General features: G+C 56.2%; 19 protein-coding genes and 2 pseudogenes. 8 read left to right on the plus strand and 13 right to left on the minus strand.

All coding sequences use genetic code 11. The features are described 5' to 3' along the window. Positions 1 to 47 precede the first annotated feature (47 nt). A pseudogene (locus HA41_RS18120) lies at positions 48 to 832 on the minus strand (C40 family peptidase). A gap of 363 nt (positions 833 to 1,195) precedes the next feature. On the opposite strand from HA41_RS18120, the gene HA41_RS18125 reads away from it, so the two are divergent. Further along, positions 1,196 to 1,531 carry a Grx4 family monothiol glutaredoxin gene (locus HA41_RS18125; protein ID WP_208612774.1) on the plus strand — a complete coding sequence of 112 codons (336 nt, stop codon included), beginning with the start codon at positions 1,196 to 1,198 and terminating at the stop codon, positions 1,529 to 1,531. A gap of 45 nt (positions 1,532 to 1,576) precedes the next feature. On the opposite strand, the gene rnt is transcribed toward HA41_RS18125, so the two are convergent. From rnt to HA41_RS18145, 4 genes are all read right to left on the minus strand, one after another. After that, a complete protein-coding gene (gene rnt, locus HA41_RS18130; protein WP_094121932.1) occupies positions 1,577 to 2,242 on the minus strand; it encodes a ribonuclease T in 666 nt (221 codons plus the stop codon). A 124-nt stretch (positions 2,243 to 2,366) separates the two neighbouring features. Beyond that, positions 2,367 to 2,774: a lactoylglutathione lyase gene (gene gloA, locus HA41_RS18135; RefSeq protein ID WP_031375718.1), complete on the minus strand. Its 408-nt coding sequence runs from the start codon at positions 2,772 to 2,774 to the stop codon at positions 2,367 to 2,369. 117 nt (positions 2,775 to 2,891) lie between these two features. After that, a complete protein-coding gene (gene nemA, locus HA41_RS18140; protein ID WP_094121933.1) occupies positions 2,892 to 3,989 on the minus strand; it encodes an alkene reductase in 1,098 nt (365 codons plus the stop codon). Positions 3,990 to 4,039: 50 nt separating this feature from the next. Continuing rightward, positions 4,040 to 4,636: a TetR/AcrR family transcriptional regulator gene (locus HA41_RS18145; RefSeq protein WP_094121934.1), complete on the minus strand. Its 597-nt coding sequence runs from the start codon at positions 4,634 to 4,636 to the stop codon at positions 4,040 to 4,042. A gap of 178 nt (positions 4,637 to 4,814) precedes the next feature. On the opposite strand from HA41_RS18145, the gene HA41_RS18150 reads away from it, so the two are divergent. The 4 genes from HA41_RS18150 to HA41_RS18165 all read left to right on the plus strand — a co-directional run bounded on the left by HA41_RS18150 (position 4,815) and on the right by HA41_RS18165 (position 7,220). Further along, the gene (locus HA41_RS18150; RefSeq protein WP_094121935.1) at positions 4,815 to 5,054 is read left to right on the plus strand and encodes a DUF1289 domain-containing protein; all 240 of its coding nucleotides are present in this window, start codon (positions 4,815 to 4,817) and stop codon (positions 5,052 to 5,054) included. A gap of 68 nt (positions 5,055 to 5,122) precedes the next feature. Next, positions 5,123 to 6,019 (plus strand): aldo/keto reductase, encoded by an 897-nt coding sequence (locus tag HA41_RS18155; RefSeq protein WP_094121936.1) that lies wholly within the window; start codon positions 5,123 to 5,125, stop codon positions 6,017 to 6,019. Positions 6,020 to 6,103: 84 nt separating this feature from the next. Next, positions 6,104 to 6,622: a superoxide dismutase family protein gene (sodC, locus tag HA41_RS18160; protein ID WP_094121937.1), complete on the plus strand. Its 519-nt coding sequence runs from the start codon at positions 6,104 to 6,106 to the stop codon at positions 6,620 to 6,622. Between the two features lie 130 nt (positions 6,623 to 6,752). Further along, positions 6,753 to 7,220 carry a hypothetical protein gene (locus tag HA41_RS18165; RefSeq protein ID WP_094121938.1) on the plus strand — a complete coding sequence of 156 codons (468 nt, stop codon included), beginning with the start codon at positions 6,753 to 6,755 and terminating at the stop codon, positions 7,218 to 7,220. Here the strand turns inward: HA41_RS18165 and HA41_RS18170 are convergent, their stop codons facing one another. The 3 genes from HA41_RS18170 to HA41_RS18180 are packed head-to-tail and all read right to left on the minus strand — an operon-like array spanning position 7,221 to position 10,316. Beyond that, complete coding sequence (locus HA41_RS18170; protein ID WP_094121939.1) at positions 7,221 to 9,221, minus strand: FUSC family protein; 2,001 nt, start codon at positions 9,219 to 9,221, stop codon at positions 7,221 to 7,223. Next, positions 9,218 to 10,075 (minus strand): efflux RND transporter periplasmic adaptor subunit, encoded by an 858-nt coding sequence (locus tag HA41_RS18175; protein WP_094121940.1) that lies wholly within the window; start codon positions 10,073 to 10,075, stop codon positions 9,218 to 9,220. Before HA41_RS18175 ends, HA41_RS18170 begins: the two co-directional genes overlap by 4 nt. Positions 10,076 to 10,079: 4 nt before the next feature. Then, the gene (locus HA41_RS18180) at positions 10,080 to 10,316 is read right to left on the minus strand and encodes a DUF1656 domain-containing protein (RefSeq protein WP_143807362.1); all 237 of its coding nucleotides are present in this window, start codon (positions 10,314 to 10,316) and stop codon (positions 10,080 to 10,082) included. 149 nt (positions 10,317 to 10,465) lie between these two features. On the opposite strand from HA41_RS18180, the gene slyA reads away from it, so the two are divergent. Next, the gene (slyA, locus tag HA41_RS18185; RefSeq protein ID WP_094121942.1) at positions 10,466 to 10,903 is read left to right on the plus strand and encodes a transcriptional regulator SlyA; all 438 of its coding nucleotides are present in this window, start codon (positions 10,466 to 10,468) and stop codon (positions 10,901 to 10,903) included. Between the two features lie 44 nt (positions 10,904 to 10,947). Here slyA and slyB read toward each other — a convergent pair whose 3' ends face one another. After that, on the minus strand, positions 10,948 to 11,415 hold the full coding sequence (gene slyB, locus HA41_RS18190) for an outer membrane lipoprotein SlyB (protein ID WP_094121943.1): 468 nt from the start codon (positions 11,413 to 11,415) through the stop codon (positions 10,948 to 10,950). A gap of 284 nt (positions 11,416 to 11,699) precedes the next feature. On the opposite strand from slyB, the gene anmK reads away from it, so the two are divergent. Continuing rightward, positions 11,700 to 12,821 (plus strand): anhydro-N-acetylmuramic acid kinase, encoded by a 1,122-nt coding sequence (gene anmK / locus HA41_RS18195; RefSeq protein ID WP_094121948.1) that lies wholly within the window; start codon positions 11,700 to 11,702, stop codon positions 12,819 to 12,821. A gap of 60 nt (positions 12,822 to 12,881) precedes the next feature. On the opposite strand, the gene HA41_RS18200 is transcribed toward anmK, so the two are convergent. From HA41_RS18200 to HA41_RS18210, 3 genes and pseudogenes are all read right to left on the minus strand, one after another. Next, positions 12,882 to 13,115: a DUF4060 family protein gene (locus HA41_RS18200; protein WP_094121944.1), complete on the minus strand. Its 234-nt coding sequence runs from the start codon at positions 13,113 to 13,115 to the stop codon at positions 12,882 to 12,884. Between the two features lie 247 nt (positions 13,116 to 13,362). Continuing rightward, positions 13,363 to 14,589 (minus strand): diguanylate phosphodiesterase, encoded by a 1,227-nt coding sequence (locus HA41_RS18205; protein ID WP_094121945.1) that lies wholly within the window; start codon positions 14,587 to 14,589, stop codon positions 13,363 to 13,365. 97 nt (positions 14,590 to 14,686) lie between these two features. Next, positions 14,687 to 15,210: pseudogene (locus HA41_RS18210) on the minus strand (GNAT family N-acetyltransferase). Between the two features lie 294 nt (positions 15,211 to 15,504). Between HA41_RS18210 and HA41_RS18215 the strand changes: the two are divergent. Then, on the plus strand, positions 15,505 to 15,738 hold the full coding sequence (locus HA41_RS18215) for a hypothetical protein (RefSeq protein WP_094121946.1): 234 nt from the start codon (positions 15,505 to 15,507) through the stop codon (positions 15,736 to 15,738). 149 nt (positions 15,739 to 15,887) lie between these two features. Here the strand turns inward: HA41_RS18215 and HA41_RS18220 are convergent. After that, positions 15,888 to 16,832 (minus strand): MFS transporter (locus HA41_RS18220; protein WP_143807363.1); only part of this gene is annotated, 945 nt, incomplete at its 5' end.

The following is a 16,832-nucleotide window of genomic DNA, read 5'->3' on the forward strand; positions in this document are numbered from 1 at the left end:
GGGCATTGCCCGGCTTTCTGCTGTCTGGTGATCCGTTAACGGCTGCGTTAGCGAATGGTCTTCGGCGTCATCACCCGACGCGCACCAATATAGTGGCGCTGCCAGTAGTCCTCACCCAACGCACTGATCTGAATATCTTTGCCGGTACGCGGTGACTGAATGAATTTGCCGTTGCCGAGATAAACCCCAACGTGATCGGCGGTGCCGCGGCCATTGATGCGGAAAAAGACTAAATCGCCTTTCTCCAGTGATTCACGTTTAACCGGCGCGGCATCGCGCAGATGGAACATCTCATTAGCGGTGCGCGGGATCTTGAACTTGACCAAATCTTTATAGGCGTACCAGACCAGGCCGCTGCAATCAAAACCGGTATGCGGTGAGGTGCCGCCCCATTGATAAGGTTTGCCCAACTGGCCCATCAGCTTGGTCATCGCCGTTTCGCGCGCTTTCTGGTAACGCTGACGATGTGACTTGCTCATTTTAATGGTGCCGGTGTCATTGCTGCTGGCGTCAACGGTTTTAAGCGAACGCTGGTGGCCGTAGCGTTTTTTACTGGCCGTTTTCAGGGAGGTTTTACTTTTCTTAGCGGGAAGGTGGCTGGCGGTGAGTTCGCTTTTTTTCTGTTTTTTGACTTTGAGCTTCTGAACCGGACTGACGCGTGTTTTTTTGCCGCCGTTTTCAGCGGGCGACGCTTGCGGCGCTCATCTTCGCGCGCACTCTTTTTCTCTGCTTTATGCGAACTGACATTCACCGGCGCCTGCGGTGAGGCAGAAGCGATGTTAAAGAAGAGTTGCGCAAAGGCAAGAATGAAAAGCGTAATGATTAAACGCATAGTCCGGTTTTAGTTAAGTTGTCAGGGCCACTACGCACCGCGACAAAGTTGGGAATAATCTGATCCAGGATCAGCGCCGATGCCATTCTAGTCCAGTTCGTTTGAAAACAGTAACGCCTTTTTTTATTAATCTTTCGGCCTCACGCAATTGCGTTGAAAATGAACATTTTCAGCGTCTTATATCGGCAAAACTATTGCAAATTATTAATATGTTACTGGCCGTTAATAACCGGGTGGCATCAGGGCTGACGATCGGACTTAACAAACATGGCGATTTAATCCGGCAGCGGTAAAATCTCGTTTTCAGTCCTGGTGCGAAGTCGCTACAATAAACAAACACGAAGTGACGAATTAAGGAAGGCAATTATGAGTACTGTAGAAAAAATTCAGCGCCAGATCGCAGAAAACCCGATCCTGCTGTTCATGAAAGGTTCACCGAAACTGCCAAGCTGCGGTTTCTCTGCGCAGGCGGTTCAGGCGCTGTCAGCCTGTGGTGAGCGTTTTGCTTACGTGGATATTCTGCAGAACCCGGACATTCGTGCAGAGCTGCCGAAATATGCCAACTGGCCAACCTTTCCACAGCTGTGGATTGATGGTGAGCTGGTCGGCGGATGTGACATCATCGTCGAAATGTTCCAGCGCGGTGAACTGCAGTCGCTGATCAAAGAGACCGCAGAGAAGTTTAAAGAAGCGGAATAAAACAGAAAGGCCGACGTGATGTCGGCCTTTTTCAATGCAGGTTCTTCAGTCAGCGGTCGCTGATGCCTCGCCTTCAGCAAACGGCAGCGGCCATCCCCCCAGTCGCTTCCAGCGATTCACCAGTTCACAGAACAAAATAGCGGTCTGCTGGGTATCGTACAGCGCCGAGTGCGCCTGGGTACTGTCAAAATCCATGCCTGCCGCTTTACAGGCTTTCGCCAGTACGGTCTGCCCGAGTACCAGTCCGCTCAGCGCCGCGGTATCAAAGGTGGCAAACGGGTGAAACGGGTTGCGTTTCAGGCTGGCGCGTTCGGCGGCGGCATTCATGAAGTTGAGATCGAAGGTGGCGTTATGCGCCACCATAATGGCGCGATTACAGCCGGTATCCTTAATGCCTTTGCGCACCATTTTAAAGATGGCATGCAGCGCCTCATATTCACTCACTGCGCCGCGCAGCGGGTTACTGGGATCGATGCCGGTAAACGCCAGCGCTTCAGGATGCAGCAGCGAGCCCACAAAAGGTTCAACGTGAAAATGCAGCGTCTGGTCGAGCTGGATCCAACCCTCTTCATCCATTTTCAGCGTGGTGGCCGCGATTTCCAGCAACGCGTCAGTCTGCGCATTGAAACCGGCGGTTTCCACGTCGATGACCACTGGATAGAAGCCACGGAAACGTTGATTGAGTGCATGGGGGGAATTCGATTCAGACATCAGGATCTCATTGCAGAAAAAGGGCAGCGCGCATTATGGCAAAAATCTGGCCCGGGTGCAGCAGATGAAGAGAAGCAGAGCTGAGAAGATCAGCCTGCCCGGCAGGGCAGACTGAAGTGCAGGCTTAGTTGCCCAGGCCGTGACCGGCGTGTTTGTTTTCGATCAGTTCGATTTTGTATCCATCGGGATCTTCAACAAACGCAATGATGGTCGAACCGCCTTTAACCGGACCCGCTTCACGGGTGACGTTGCCGCCATCGTTACGGATTCGTTCGCAGGCGGCAGCCACATCGTCAACGCCCAGCGCAATGTGACCGTAAGCATTACCGAGGTCATATTTATCCACGCCCCAGTTGTAGGTCAGTTCGATGACTGCACCTTCGCTCTCTTCGGTATAGCCCACAAAGGCCAGCGTATATTTGTACTCGGTGTTTTCGCTCTGACGCAGCACGCGCATGCCCAGCACACGGGTGTAGAAATCGATTGAACGTTGCAGATCGCCAACGCGCAGCATGGTATGAAGTAAACGCATAACATCCTCTTTAATAATCAAAACGCCATCGCCGGATGACACCAGCGCTAAGTATAGCGATCAAAATCGCCAGTGAATAATGGCTGCCATCATCTTCCCGGATGGCAGCCTGTCCGATTACAGCGTCGGGTAATCGATATAGCCTTCAGCACCGCCGCCGTAGAAACTTTCCGGACGTTGCGGGTTCAGCGGCGCATCCTGCTGCAGGCGCTCCACCAGATCCGGGTTCGCGATATAATCACGACCAAACGCCACCGCATCGATCAGGCCGCGGGAAATCAGATCGTCCGCTTTCTCCACGGTATAAGCACCTGCGCCAATGATCGCGCCAGGGAAAAGGTTACGCACTTTCTCACGGAACGCATCGCTGTACGGCTTGCCGCCGGCCCAGTCAGGCTCGGAGAGGTGCAGATAAGCGATATTGCGCTTCGCCAGTTCACCGATGTACCACAGCGCCGCTTCTTCCTCATCCGGACCGTTATCCAGATTCTGGAAGCTGCCGATAGGCGATACGCGGATACCGATGCGGTCGGCTGACCAGTTAGCGATCACCGCATCAACCACTTCCAGCGCGAAACGGCCACGCTTTTCGATACTGCCGCCATATTCGTCGGTACGCTGGTTAGAGCCGGGTGCCAGGAACTGATGGATCAGGTAGCCATGCGCGGAGTGCAGTTCCAGCAGGTCGAAATCGGCTTCACGCGCATTGGCCGCGGCCTGACCAAAATCAGCGACGATCTGCTGAATCTCAGCAACCGTCAGCTCACGTGGTACCGAGGTATCTTCGCGATAGACGCTGCCGTCAGCGGCACGCAGTGAGGTGCGGGTACCGGCAGCAAGAGCCGATGGCGCAACCGGGGCTTTACCCTCTGGCTGCACACTGTTATGTGAGATACGGCCGGTGTGCCACAGCTGTACCGCAGTGTGCCCGCCCGCCTGATGCACGCCTTCGTTAATCGCTTTCCACGCCGCAATCTGTGGTTGGGTATGCAGGCCTGGTGCGCCGGCATAGCCTTTCGCCTGGAAAGAGATCTGGGTGGCTTCAGTAATGATCAAACCGGCGCTGGCGCGCTGGCGATAATATTCGCCCATCATTGGGGTAGGGATATCGCCTGGCTCAATGCTGCGCAAACGGGTCAGTGGCGCCATGAAAACGCGGTTTGGCACGGTAATCGCGCCGACTTTCAGCGGACGAAAAAGCTGGGTACTCGCCATGTTAGCTCCTGATTAGTAGACCAGTCGTCTACAAATAGTTTTTTTAAAAATCAGTGGATTTTCAGCCACTGTTCGATGGTACGAAGTGCCAGCCGCAACGGCTGCGGCTCGCGGGAAATCTTGCTTTGTAAGCTCGCGCCGAACCACAGCAACGACAACAGCTCAGCCATTTGCGCCGGGGGATGCGGCAGCTCCAGCGACTCCTGCTGCGCTGCGGCACTCAGGGTCTTTGCATAGAGCGCGGTAATTTTTGCTCCGCCCTGTTGCAGCGCATCGCGCATCGGTTCAGAGAGATCGCAGACTTCTGCCGAGACCTTGACGCCAAGACAGCCAACGATGTGTCCCTGCTGGGTAAACAGCTGCTCAGCCGCGCGAAAATGGTTCAGCAGACGCTCACGCGGCGTGCCGTCGGGCTGATTAAGCTGAAGCTCAACATCCTGCAGAAAACGTGCAAAGTAGCGCTCCAGCAGCGCCACGCCAAAGGTCTCTTTGGAACGGAAGTAATAATAGAAAGAGCCTTTCGGCACTTCCGCCAGGGTCAGCAGTTCGCTCAGCCCCATTCCGGTGAAACCCCGTTGCAGACAAAGCTGCTCACCAATACGGAGCAGGTGTTCGCGGGTTTCGTTGCGTGGTTGCGTCTTGTTCATGACAGGGAGATTAGTAGACCAGTCGGTCTATTGCAATCGGGCGAGTCGATTTTGGCACAGAGTGTTCACTCCGTGACGGTGATCAGAAAGAATCGGGCAACAGTTACTGCTTCTTTGTTGCACAAACAGGCTAAGCACTCTTCAATAGTATGATTCATCTTTTAAACCCGGAGTCGTGGTGGCCGAGCAGCTTGAGTTTTTCCCGGTTCCCAGTCCCTGTCGCGGTATCTGCCAGAGCGATGCCCGCGGCTACTGTCTGGGCTGTTTACGCAGCCGCGAAGAGCGGTTCAACTGGTTGCGCTTTAGCGACACGCAGAAGCGGGAAGTGTTGCGTCTTTGTCACCAGCGTCGCTTGCGACTGCAGCGGCAACAGAAGAAAGAGGAACCGCTTGATCCGCATCAACCGAGCTTATTCTGACGGCATAGCGGTTTCCGTTATACTCTCTGACACCTTTATTTCAGCCATCATGTCTCAGGGAGATCGTTATGTTACAACCGCAAGCCATCGCGTCGCAGGGTCCGGATTTTTCGCCGCTCATTATGGGCTACTGGCGGCTGATGGAGTGGGGGATGACGCCCCAGCAGCGGGTGGCATTTATTGAGCATCACCTGAGCCTCGGGATCACCACCGTCGACCACGCGGATATCTACGGTGATTATCAGTGCGAAGCGGCATTTGGTGAGGCGCTGAAGCTGGCGCCAGGACTGCGCGAACGGTTGCAGATCGTCACCAAATGCGGGATTGCGACCCGCGCCCGGGCTGAGCATCAGATCGGCCATTACAATACGGGCAAAGCGCATATCATCCAGAGCGCCGAAAATTCGTTACGCTACTTTGGTACCGATCGTCTTGATCTGCTGCTGATTCACCGTCCCGATCCACTGATGGATGCCGACGAGGTTGCCGAGGCTTTTATGACACTGCACCAGAGTGGCAAAGTGCTGCACGCAGGCGTCTCTAACTTCACCCCGGCGCAATTCGCCCTGCTGCAGTCCCGTCTGCCATTTTCACTGGTTACTAACCAGCTGGAGATTTCGCCGGTACAGCAGAATCTGCTGATGGACGGCACGCTGGATCAGTGCCAGCAGTTACGCTTCCGGCCGATGGCCTGGTCCTGTCTGGGCGGCGGCCGGCTGTTTAACGATCCTCACTATCAGCCGCTGCGTGACGAGCTGGAGGTGATCCGCCAGGAGACCGGTGCCAGCAGCATGGAGCAGGTGGTTTATGCGTGGATTATGATGCTGCCGAGCAAGCCGCTGCCAATTATCGGTTCAGGCAAAACGGCGCGCGTCAGCGAAGCGGCGGCGGCGGTTAACTTAACCCTGAGCCGTCAGCAATGGTTCCGCATCCGCAAGGCAGCGTTAGGCTTTGATGTGCCCTGAAGCGTAAAACTGCGTCAATCTTCGGCAGAATAGCGCAACCGGTACCAGGCTTATGCGATACCCTGGTACCAAAAAGGAGTCACCATGAAGCTCAAAGCAGTTGCGCTATTTGCACTTATGGCTTGCGGGGCGGCCCAGGCCGCCAGTGATCAGGTCACAATCCATCAGGTCACCGCGGAGGGGATTGGAAAATCGCTCGGCAGCGTGACGATTGAAGAGACGCAGTATGGCCTGCAGTTTACCCCCGATCTCAAGGGCCTGCAGCCTGGCATTCATGGCTTCCATGTGCATGCAAAGGGCAGTTGTGAACCGGGCGAGTCACAAGGCAAGGTGGTAGCAGCCGGTGCGGCCGGTGGCCATCTTGATCCGGCTAACAGCGGGAAACATCTGGGACCTTACGCGGAAGGGCACTTAGGTGATCTGCCGGCGGTTTATGTTGATGACAAAGGCAACGCCAGCTATCCGGTGCTCGCGCCTCGCCTGAAATCCCTGAGTGAGATCAAGGGCAAAGCCCTGATGGTGCACGTGGGCGGCGATAACCATGCCGACCATCCGCAACCGCTGGGCGGTGGAGGTGCACGCTTTGCCTGCGGCGTAATCTGATTTTCAGGGCGGCCATCGGTGCCGCCCGCTTTTCTTCCTGCCCGTTTATGAATTGTTGTACCATCCTGCCCATTTCCCCCCTATGATATTGATTCAGGTAAGAAAGCGTGATGGGTAAAGGAGCAGGTATATGAAATTTAAGGGCGCATTACTGCTGTGCTTGCTACTGGCGGGATGCGATAAACCCAACGATACGCAGTTGGTGACGGAAACCGGGCGGGAGCTGCAGCGCACCATTGATACCAACCCGATGCGCAGCACCTGCGAAAAGATTGCCAAAGGACGTGAATGGCTGAGCCGCAATACGGTTCGTAAGCTGAAAGCGCAGGGTTGCGATCAGGTTTACCGCAGCGCCACCGAAACCAATTTTACTGACACTACCATTTACCGACGCACCATGACCATGGTCTGCGGCGGCATTCTCGGCGAAAGTTTTACCGGTACCGAACTGAGCCGGCGGTTTATCTTCTCGCCGGATGAGAAAGCGCTGGTCATCGAGCCGATGACCGAGGTTGATAAAACCCGCTTTGAAGGCCATAAAACGCTGCAGCAATTGCAGGATGAGTTCACCCGGCAGCAGCAGCAATATTGCCAGTGATCAGCCCGGCACCGCCTGTTTCAGCTGGGCCAGCGAACAGCGCAGCCGCCAGAGAATACCGGCCAGCTCACTGGCCTCAGGTCTGCCCCGCGCTAGCAATGAAGCGATCATTCTCTCCAGCTCCGCCAGAATCAGATCCAACGAACTGTGCTGCACACCGCGACTGCTGATAATCCGCTGGAGATTCTGCAAACTGCTGTCGCGTATGCTGATCAGCGTGGCGGAATCCGTATGCCACTGCCGCAACTGCCAGACGATATGCGAGCAATTGAGCAATACCACCCCCCAGCGCAATAACCAGACGCGCGCCTGCTCATCCCGGCTGTGACTGAGCTGGCTGATGCGATGATAAATCTGCGATTCAAAACGGCTCTCACTCAGGCGCGGATGCCGTCTGAGCTGGTCAAGAAACGCCAGCCGCAATGCACGGATATGACGGCGGCTACGGCGCGCATCAGAGCTGGGCCGTAAAATCTGAAACGCCAGCCAGGCCAGCAGAACCCCGCACACTTTGGCGATGTTGTCGTTGAAGAAATCCTGGTAATCCCAGGTCGGCGGGTTGGTAACGGCGATGAACGAGCCCATAAAAACGATAAATTGCCCCCACATCCCGGCCCGCTGCTTCTGCTGTAACTTAAACAGCTGCAACGTCACCAGCAGCGGGAACAGCAGCAGTAAAAACTGCCACAGCTGGCTAATCTGCACCATCAGACCGAACTTCATCACAAAACTAAAGGCGAACAGCCACAGCAGGGTTTTCAGCAGCAGCGTTACGCTGCCGCCAGGCGACGGTGAAGAGGCATAAAGCACGCAGGCGATGGCGGTTAAGGTCAGCGCCGCCGCACCGGAAGACCATTGGGTATTGATCCAGAACGCGCAGCCCAGCACGATGACGCTGAAGGTACGCAGCGCGCTCCAGCCCGCTTCGGCGCTGTCGCTGTCGCGTGCTAAGGCTGGAACCGGTGGCGGCTGAAAGCGGGTATCGGCGTCGGCGCGCTCCAGCAAGCGGATCCAGCGCAGCACGTTGAGATACATCCAGCAAAAATAACGTAGCCGCTGACAAAAGGCGCGCTGCCGGTAGTCGCCATCGGCCGCCGGCGTGACGCTACGCAGAATACGCGCCAGCCGGTATTTGTCACATTCCGGTTTCCCCAGCTCGGCCAGCAGCTGTTGCAACGCGGCAAACAGCGCGTCGGGCGCGTCGGGCCAGTTCAGCAACATACGGCGCAGGCTGGAGAGCACGCTGGTCAGCCGCAGCTGCTGATGCAGCACGTAGTTAAGCACGTTGTTCTGGCGGCGAAAGCGGTAGTGGCTCCAGAAAGCCTGAATCCGCAGCAGGTTCATGGTCAGAATCTGGCTGATGACATTTTCATGCGCGGTACGAATGTTGTCGCTGACCGACGGCTGCAGCAGCAAAACCGCATGTTCCAGCAGTCGGGCATGCATCTGCTTTAACGAGGTGATCAGCGTCTCGCCATCTGAAGTGCTCGGCAGCACCATCATCATAAAACCGGCACACAGGATGCCGGAGATCACTTCACAGACCCGCGCCTGAGCGATGGTCCATAAATCGGTAATATCGGTGATGTTAACGCTGCTGAAGGCGATAATCGCCGCGGTATAGCCAGCAAGAGAAAAGGCGTAGGCGACATTGTTCTGATAGTGATTGGCAATGCCGGTACAGAGGCCCAGCCAGCCGGCAATCGCAAAGGTAAACAGCCAGGGTTCATTCAGGGTATGTCCGGCAATCAGCAGCGCGGCGCTGGCCCCGAGCAGGCTGCCGACAATCCGGCCAAGGCTTTTACTGATGGCACCGCCAACCGTCGGAAAACTGATGACCGCGGCCGAGGTCATTGCCCAGTAAGGCTCATCCAGGTCCAGCCCATAGGCGATGCTAAGCGCCAGACACATAGCAATAGCGTTACGCAACGCATAGCGCCACTGACTGGCACTGGCCTTAATCCAGGGTAACTGATCCCACGCCAGCCACTGAAAATTCATGGCTGAATGGTGATAGTGCAGGTGGTGCCGGCTACCAGCGGCACATCAGCTGGCAGCGGATCGAGACGAATGCGTACCGGCACCCGTTGCGCCAGCCGCACCCAGGGCACGTTGGGCTTAACGTCCGGCACCAGACCGCTATCGGTCTCAATGCTCTGGTCGTAGATGGCGCGGCCAACACTGTCGACCTGGCCCTGCAGCTGTGCGCCATTACTATAGAGCACCACCTGGGCCGCCGCACCCGGATGAATATGGCGCAGCTTGGTCTCTTCAAAATAACCCACCACGTAATATGAGTGGCTATCGACCAGCGCAAACAGCGGACTGCCTGCGGTAGCGTAGTTGCCGGGCCGCAGGGTGAGATTGGTGATCCAGCCGTCAGTTGGCGCGGTCAGCGTCGTCTGTTGCAGATTCCAGCGCGCCCGATCCCGCTCCGCTTCTGCCGCTTTCGCACTGGCGACGGCGGCGTTGGCGGCCAGCCGTGCGGCATCAAGATCTTCAGCTGAAATCACATTGCGCGGCAGGCGGCTACGCCGGTTAAATTCGTGCTGCGTTCGGGCCAGATCGGCCTGCGCTTTACTGAGTTGCGCCTCGGCATTGTCAAGCGCGATTTGCCACGGCACCGGGTCCAGCGTCAGCAACAGCTGGCCCTGATGGACAAACTGATTGTCTTTGATCTGCAGCTGAGTAATGCGGCCAGAGACCTGTGGCGTGATGTCGACCATTTCGGCCCGCACTTTGCCGTCGCGCGTCCAGGGCGACTGCATGTAATAGTTCCACATCCAGCCACCGGCCAGCAGCGCCAGCGCAAACACAATCAGGGTGGAGAAATATTTTACCGCGTTAAATTTCATACGATTATCCGTGACCGATGAGCCAGAGTGCGGCGGTAACGCACAGCACAAACAGAGAGAGATCAAACAGTGTGGGATGCCAGATATCACCAGAGTAGATCCAGCCGCGCACCAGCGGGTGAATCAGCAGCCAGACCAGAAAACCAGGTATCACCGCTTTGAAGATGGGCGGGAAAAACAGCGAGGCGCCGACGACCAGATCGGTTAACGGTTTGGCACTGGAGAGGAGGTTGGTGAGCACGTTCGATATCCTTAAGCAACCCGAGCGGCACTCTGGAAGCGATGCCATGTCGCTGCGCGCCAGCCCGGGATTTGTAATTTATCCTGTAAACTCGCAGAATAGTGTAAAATCTGGCTTGATAGCTAGCAAGCTAATTATAAGGAGATGAAATGGATACGCCCCTCGGAACGGATTTATCTCGACTGGTGCGCATCTGGCGCGCGTTAATTGATCAGCGATTAAAACCGCTTGAGCTGACTCAGACTCACTGGGTAACGCTGCACAATATTCATCAACTGCCGCCAGAGCAGTCACAGATCCAGTTAGCCAAAGCCATCGGCATCGAACAACCTTCACTGGTGCGGACGCTCGACCAGCTGGAAGAGAAGGGATTAATTACCCGTTCGACCTGTGCCAACGATCGCCGCGCCAAGCGCATCAAGCTGACGCAGCAGGCGGAACCGATCATCGAGCAGGTTGAGAGCGTGATTGATGAAACGCGCGATGACATTCTGTCCGGCATCAGCCGCGAAGAGATCAGCCTGATGGTGACGCTGATTGCCCGGCTGGAAAAAAATATTCTCGAACTACAGAACCGCGAGAAATAAAAAAACCGACGCGCAGGCGTCGGTTTTTTTTAACATCGTTCGCCTTAGCGAGGTGAAACGGTCACCTGGCTGCCGTTCGATGCCATCACCACACGCTGACCAACCGAGTAGCGCGTAGCGGCCTGCTTCTGTACCACCATGATGGTGTTGCCATCATCCTTACGGATTTCCAGCTCAACACCGTCAGTCTTGTTCACCGCGCCCTGTACGCCCTGACCGGCTACGCCGCCCAGTACCGCACCGCCGGCGGTTGCCAGGCTACGTCCGCTGCCGCCACCAATGGTGTTACCCAGGAAACCACCGAGCACGGCACCACCGATGGCACCAATCACGTTACTCTCATCTCCGCCCTGAATTTTAACCGGACGAACCGAAACCAGAGTACCGTAAGAGACGCTCTGAACCTGTTTGGCTTCACTGGCACTGTAGGTATCACCCGACAGCGTACTTGTGTTGCTACAACCTGCCAGCATCACACCGGTCAAAGCGACCACCACTACACGCTTAATCATTTGAAACTCCTTTAGTCGAGAAGGCGCCACGTTTATCGCGATATCCTGCACACAGTATAAGACACAAACCTGGCAAATTAATCCTTGTCCGAATAAAACACGGCTGGACACGAGCATAGACTCTGTAAGGTTAACAATAATTCAATCGGCCGGGAAAAATAGTGACGTTGCGTTATCTGCCCATCATCTCTGAGAAATAAATAATTTAATCATAGAATTAGCCTGCGTAATTTGTCAGGCTAATCGCAATGATTCGCACCTCCAGCGGGGAGAAAGCAATGGCTATAAAATCAGGGCGTTATATTGGTGTGATGTCAGGCACCAGCCTGGACGGGGTGGATGTGGTACTGGCGGCAATTGATGACAATCTGGTGGCGCAGCAGGCCAGCTACTGCCATCCCATGCCGCCCGATCTGCGCCAGGCCGTTCTGGCAGTTTGCCAGGGACAAAGCCTGACGTTGTCACAGCTTGGGCAGCTCGATACCCGGCTGGGCCAGCTGTTTGCCGATGCAGTGCTGACCTTAATGCAGCGCGAATCGCTGGAGGCGAGCGACGTGGTCGCGATAGGTTGTCACGGGCAGACCGTCTGGCATGAACCACAAAGCGCCGCCCCGAATACGTTACAGATTGGCGATAATAACCGCATCGTTGCGGCAACCGGTGTGACCGTGGTCGGGGATTTCCGCCGCCGCGATATGGCGCTTGGCGGGCAGGGCGCGCCGCTGGTGCCCGCTTTCCATCAGGCGCTGCTAATGGACGCCACGGAGCGCCGCATGGTGCTGAACATTGGCGGCATCGCTAATCTCTCGCTGCTGTTTCCGGGCCAGCCGGTACGCGGTTTTGATACCGGACCTGGCAACATGTTGCTGGACGCCTGGATCTGGCGCAATCAGGGCAAAGCTTATGATCACGATGCGCAATGGGCGCGCAGCGGCACGCTGATCCCGGCACTGCTGGAGGCGATGCTGCGTGAGCCGTGGTTTGCGCTGCCGCCGCCGAAGAGCACCGGACGGGAGCATTTTAACCTCAGCTGGCTGGAACAGCATCTGCGTCACTTCCCCGGCCTGGCACCGCAGGATGTGCAGACCACGCTGGTGGAGCTGACTGCCATTACGATCGCCCAACAGGTGCAGCTCAATGATGGTTGCGATCGCCTGCTGGTGTGTGGTGGGGGCAGCCGCAATCCGCTGCTGATGGCACGTCTGGCCACGCATTTGCCAGGCACCGAAGTGACCACCACCGATGCCGCAGGGATCAGTGGTGATGATATGGAAGCGCTGGCGTTTGCCTGGCTCGCTTTCCGAACGCTCTCGGGCTTACCGGGCAATCTGCCTGCGGTCACCGGCGCGCGGGAAAAGAGTGTGATTGGCGCGATCTATCCGGCCAATGTGCTCTACCGACGCTGAGATTCAGCCTGACGTTTCGGGGGCGAATCGCCCCCGTTTGATGACAGGATGCACCGTCTGTCAGGCTGCGCCCGAAAGATGGGTCAGATTGCGCACCCCGGTGATCACCGTGGCGACCATAGTTTCACGGCGGGTAATCACTTCAACCTGGTAATACCGGCTGCGATAGGCGATGGAATAGATGATGGGATGGTATTTATTGCCTTCTCCATAGCGAGAATAGTGCGCTTCGAGCGCACGGGTCGCGGCCAGGATATGGGCGGGCTCTTTATCACCGCGGATGATTTGCTTCATTCAGTTCCTCAAATGCTGTCCCTGGGAGTCACGTTGCACGCTGTGCGCGCTGCGTCGGCCTAAACACTGAACATCTGACTACTAAACATCGAGGGTAATAACGGGTTGATAATGCTGACTCTGCAGCGGGCAGATGACAGAGAGATGAAGATCATCACCCGGTGCTGCTTATTTTTTAGCAGCACCGGGCCGATCCGGCAAGGCGGGGTGGAACAGATTCGTCTAAATCGCAGAGGGTGCGGCGGCGTCAGAAAATCTGGGTTGAGTTCAGCTCAGGCCAGGCGACCGCTGCGATGCCGTTGAGCTGCGGCCTGGCGAACAGATACCCCTGAAACTGCGAAATGCCCGCGGCTTCCAGCCACATCCACTCTTCCGGCTGTTCGATGCCTTCGGCGATAACGGAAATTTCCAGCGAGGAGCAGCATTTCAGGATCGCATGAATGATCGCCTGCTTTGGACCACTTTTATGGACGCCGCTGATAATATGGCGGTCGATCTTGATCTTATCCGGCTGGATGCGCGTCAGCAGCGACAGTCCGGCAAAACCGGCCCCGAAATCATCCAGCGCCAGGCTGATACCGGCCGCCTTCAGTTGCTTAATCGCGGTTTCAAACTCATCAAGGCGGGAGATCACTTCGTTTTCAGTGAACTCCACCATGATCTGCTCGGGCACCAGACCCTGAGCCGCAATTTCTTCCAGCAGGAACGGGACCGCACCAGGCACCTCCACCAGCGTCATCGGCAACAGATTAATCGAGAGCGTCAGCCCCTCAATTCCCAGCCGTCTGGCCTGCGCAAAAGCTCTCTTTTTCGACTGCAGATCGGTCAGATAGATCTGATCGCGCGGCAGCCGTGAAAAATAGTCGAGCGGCAGTTCGCCCTGTGGACCGCGCAGCAGCGCTTCCAGTGAGACAATTTCACAGGCAAGGGGATCGACAATCGGCTGAAAGGCAAAATTCACTTCATCAGCCGCGATCAGCTCTGCTTCACCGTCGCGTCGGGGCGATTCATCACGGATAAAGGTCCAGCTGCTGGCCGCAGGGATCTCAAAATAGTTCTCTTTTTCGCGTGCCTCGACAAAAGTCCGCAGAAACTGCAGAGCGCGATCGGCGTAGGTGAGCTGGAATTTTGTGGTGCATCTGGCCAGCACCGCGTCCAGCACCGTCTCTTTATCATGTTGCCCCAGGTCAAAAAGCTCCATGCCCACGTTGCCGAAGCGGCGTGATGGCGCGTAATCGCGCATCAGTTCCACCAGGTTATGATGACGCGGGTCCTGACAAATCCGGCTGTAGATCGCCTTTACCGCCTGTTCCGGGCCTTCCAGTACCTGAAAAAAGTGCGTGCCGTTGAACAACAAAATACCGGAAATATCAGAGGATTCATTGATTTTATTGGCTTTTACCGCCAAATCGGTCAGCGATTTCACTGGCACGTGCCCGGCGATATGGCTGCGGTAAATAATTGTCGACAACATAAAGGCTTCCGGATTTTTTGTTTTTGTGCGCACACATTACCAGAAGCTTTATCAGCGGTGAACGAGGCCTGGTCGCCTTTATCGCTTCGGAGCGCATTTAGTTGTCAGTGGGCAGCACAGCATCCGCGACACCCAGCGCTCGCTGCAGAAAAACGGTATCGAGCCAACGGCCATGTTTAAAGCCGACCGACGTCAGGGTTCCCACCCTTTCAAAGCCCGCCGCGCAATGCAGGGCAACCGATGCGTGGTTCTCGCTGTCGCCGACGTTAGCAATCAACTGACGGTAACCCGCCTCTTCAGCCCAGGCGATGGCGTGACGCAGCAAACGCGAGCCGACACCACGCTGACGAAACTGTGGATCGATATAGATTGAGTCTTCCAGGGTATAACGATAGGCGTGACGGGGACGGTAGGGGCCAGATAACAGAAGCCCCGTACTTCGCCTTCACTCACAGCGATGAACCACGGCAGACCCGCCTGCTGAATCTTCTTCAGACGCTGCTCAATCTCCGCCTCATCCGGCGGTACGGTTTCAAATGAGCCGGTGCCGTTAAGAACATGCCAGGCATAAATCTGCTGGATTGCTCTGATATAACGTGAATCTGCGTTAAAAATTTCCATTATCTGCCTCATGGCGCTGCACGGTGATGCTGACTGAAAAACTACAATAAAGTGCGCGCTCCTGGGGTGCAATATGCGCAGACCGCACCATAACTATTTCCTCTGGCGGCCTCAGTCGGGGGAGGGTACTGAGATTATTTGATCTGTTCAGCCTGGTTGATTATTCGCGATTCAGGCTATTCTGAAAACCGCGCCAGCTTAATGATCCGCGCTACGCTTACAGATATTATCCTCCGCCTGGTCTCTGTTTAATAAGAAAACAGAGCGGATGAGAGTCGGAGGAGACGCAGCGTGATGCGATTTGTTGATTTTCTGAATAGCAAGCAGGGGCTTCGCGAAGCCAGAAAATATTGTTTTGAGTTAAATGGCGTCGTGCTGGGCCATTTCACTGCGCTGTTTCTGCATGACAATCAGGTTATTTTTACCAAAGATGGTAAACAGTGTGCCGTGCCTTATTATCTGGGTCCGGAACAGGATCTATTAAGCCAGACAATTAACCCGCGAATTAACAATATCCGCGTTATCTGAGTTATCAGCGGATGGGCGAAAACAGGCGACTGCGGGTTGATTCATTTTATTACTTTCGCTCAACGGATTAAAACATAACCGCTTCAAAAGAGTGAACTTCGCCCTGGCAGCGCTGCCAATCAGAGCAGAGTTTTCTCTGTAACGACCTCTCACCCGCAGCGTGCGGATTTATTTTTTCCCTGACAGCCCGTGGCTTCTGACGGGGCAAAAAACAGCAACAGCAGCGCGCTGGCAGCAAACAGAACCAGAGTGATGACCGCACCCAGTGCAGCATACCCCTGACCAAATAGCAGCGATCCTGCCACCTGGCCGACAGCCAGCATAAAAAACAACATGCCGACGCCGGTCGCAGGTTCCTGTTCGGTGGCCTTCGCGCCCCAGACCAGCAACACCCCTGACAGCGTGACGTAACCCGCACCGCAACAGGCCACCGCAATCAGTAAGCCGGGGGAGTTGCCGTGGCTGAACGCAATGACCAGCAATGGCAGCGCCATGCATAACAGCGACAGCCGGTAAACGGCATTCAGACCGATCCGGGCAGCGACCGGCCCGGTAGCCGCGCCGACAAGGCCCGCGCCGCCTGCTACCAGCCACAGCAGGCGAGTAGTGGCGGGATCAAGGCCGACATGCTGGCGCAGCAGGGCAGAGCCGAAGCTCCACCAGGCGGCGCTCGTCAGGCCGGACACGAAGGCAATGGCGATCAGGCGGGTCATTGAGCGACGAAACAGTTGTTGATGCCAGGGCTGGCGGGTCGCGTCAGCGACTGCCGTACCGCCGGGTAATGCGCGCATGATCGGCCATATACACAACAGCGCCAGCAGGGCAAACAGCAGACAGGATGCCCGCCAGCCGCCGGGTAAAGTCGCCAGTACCGGCACCGTCAGTATGATCCCGGCACTGGTGCCGGCATTGATCAGGGTATTGATGCGCGACTGCCGGGCAGAGCTGACCCGCTGACTCACGGCGGCAGCCAGCGCCGGAGAAGCCAGGCCTGAACTGAGTCCGGCGATAAACAGCCCGATCGCCAGCAGCAGCGAGGATGAGGCACAGGCAAGCAGCAGTAGCCCTGCCGCGGCGCAGAGTGACGCCAGCAG

The sequence above is a fragment of the Pantoea conspicua genome (genome assembly GCF_002095315.1).
Classification (GTDB): Bacteria; Pseudomonadota; Gammaproteobacteria; order Enterobacterales; family Enterobacteriaceae; genus Pantoea; species Pantoea conspicua.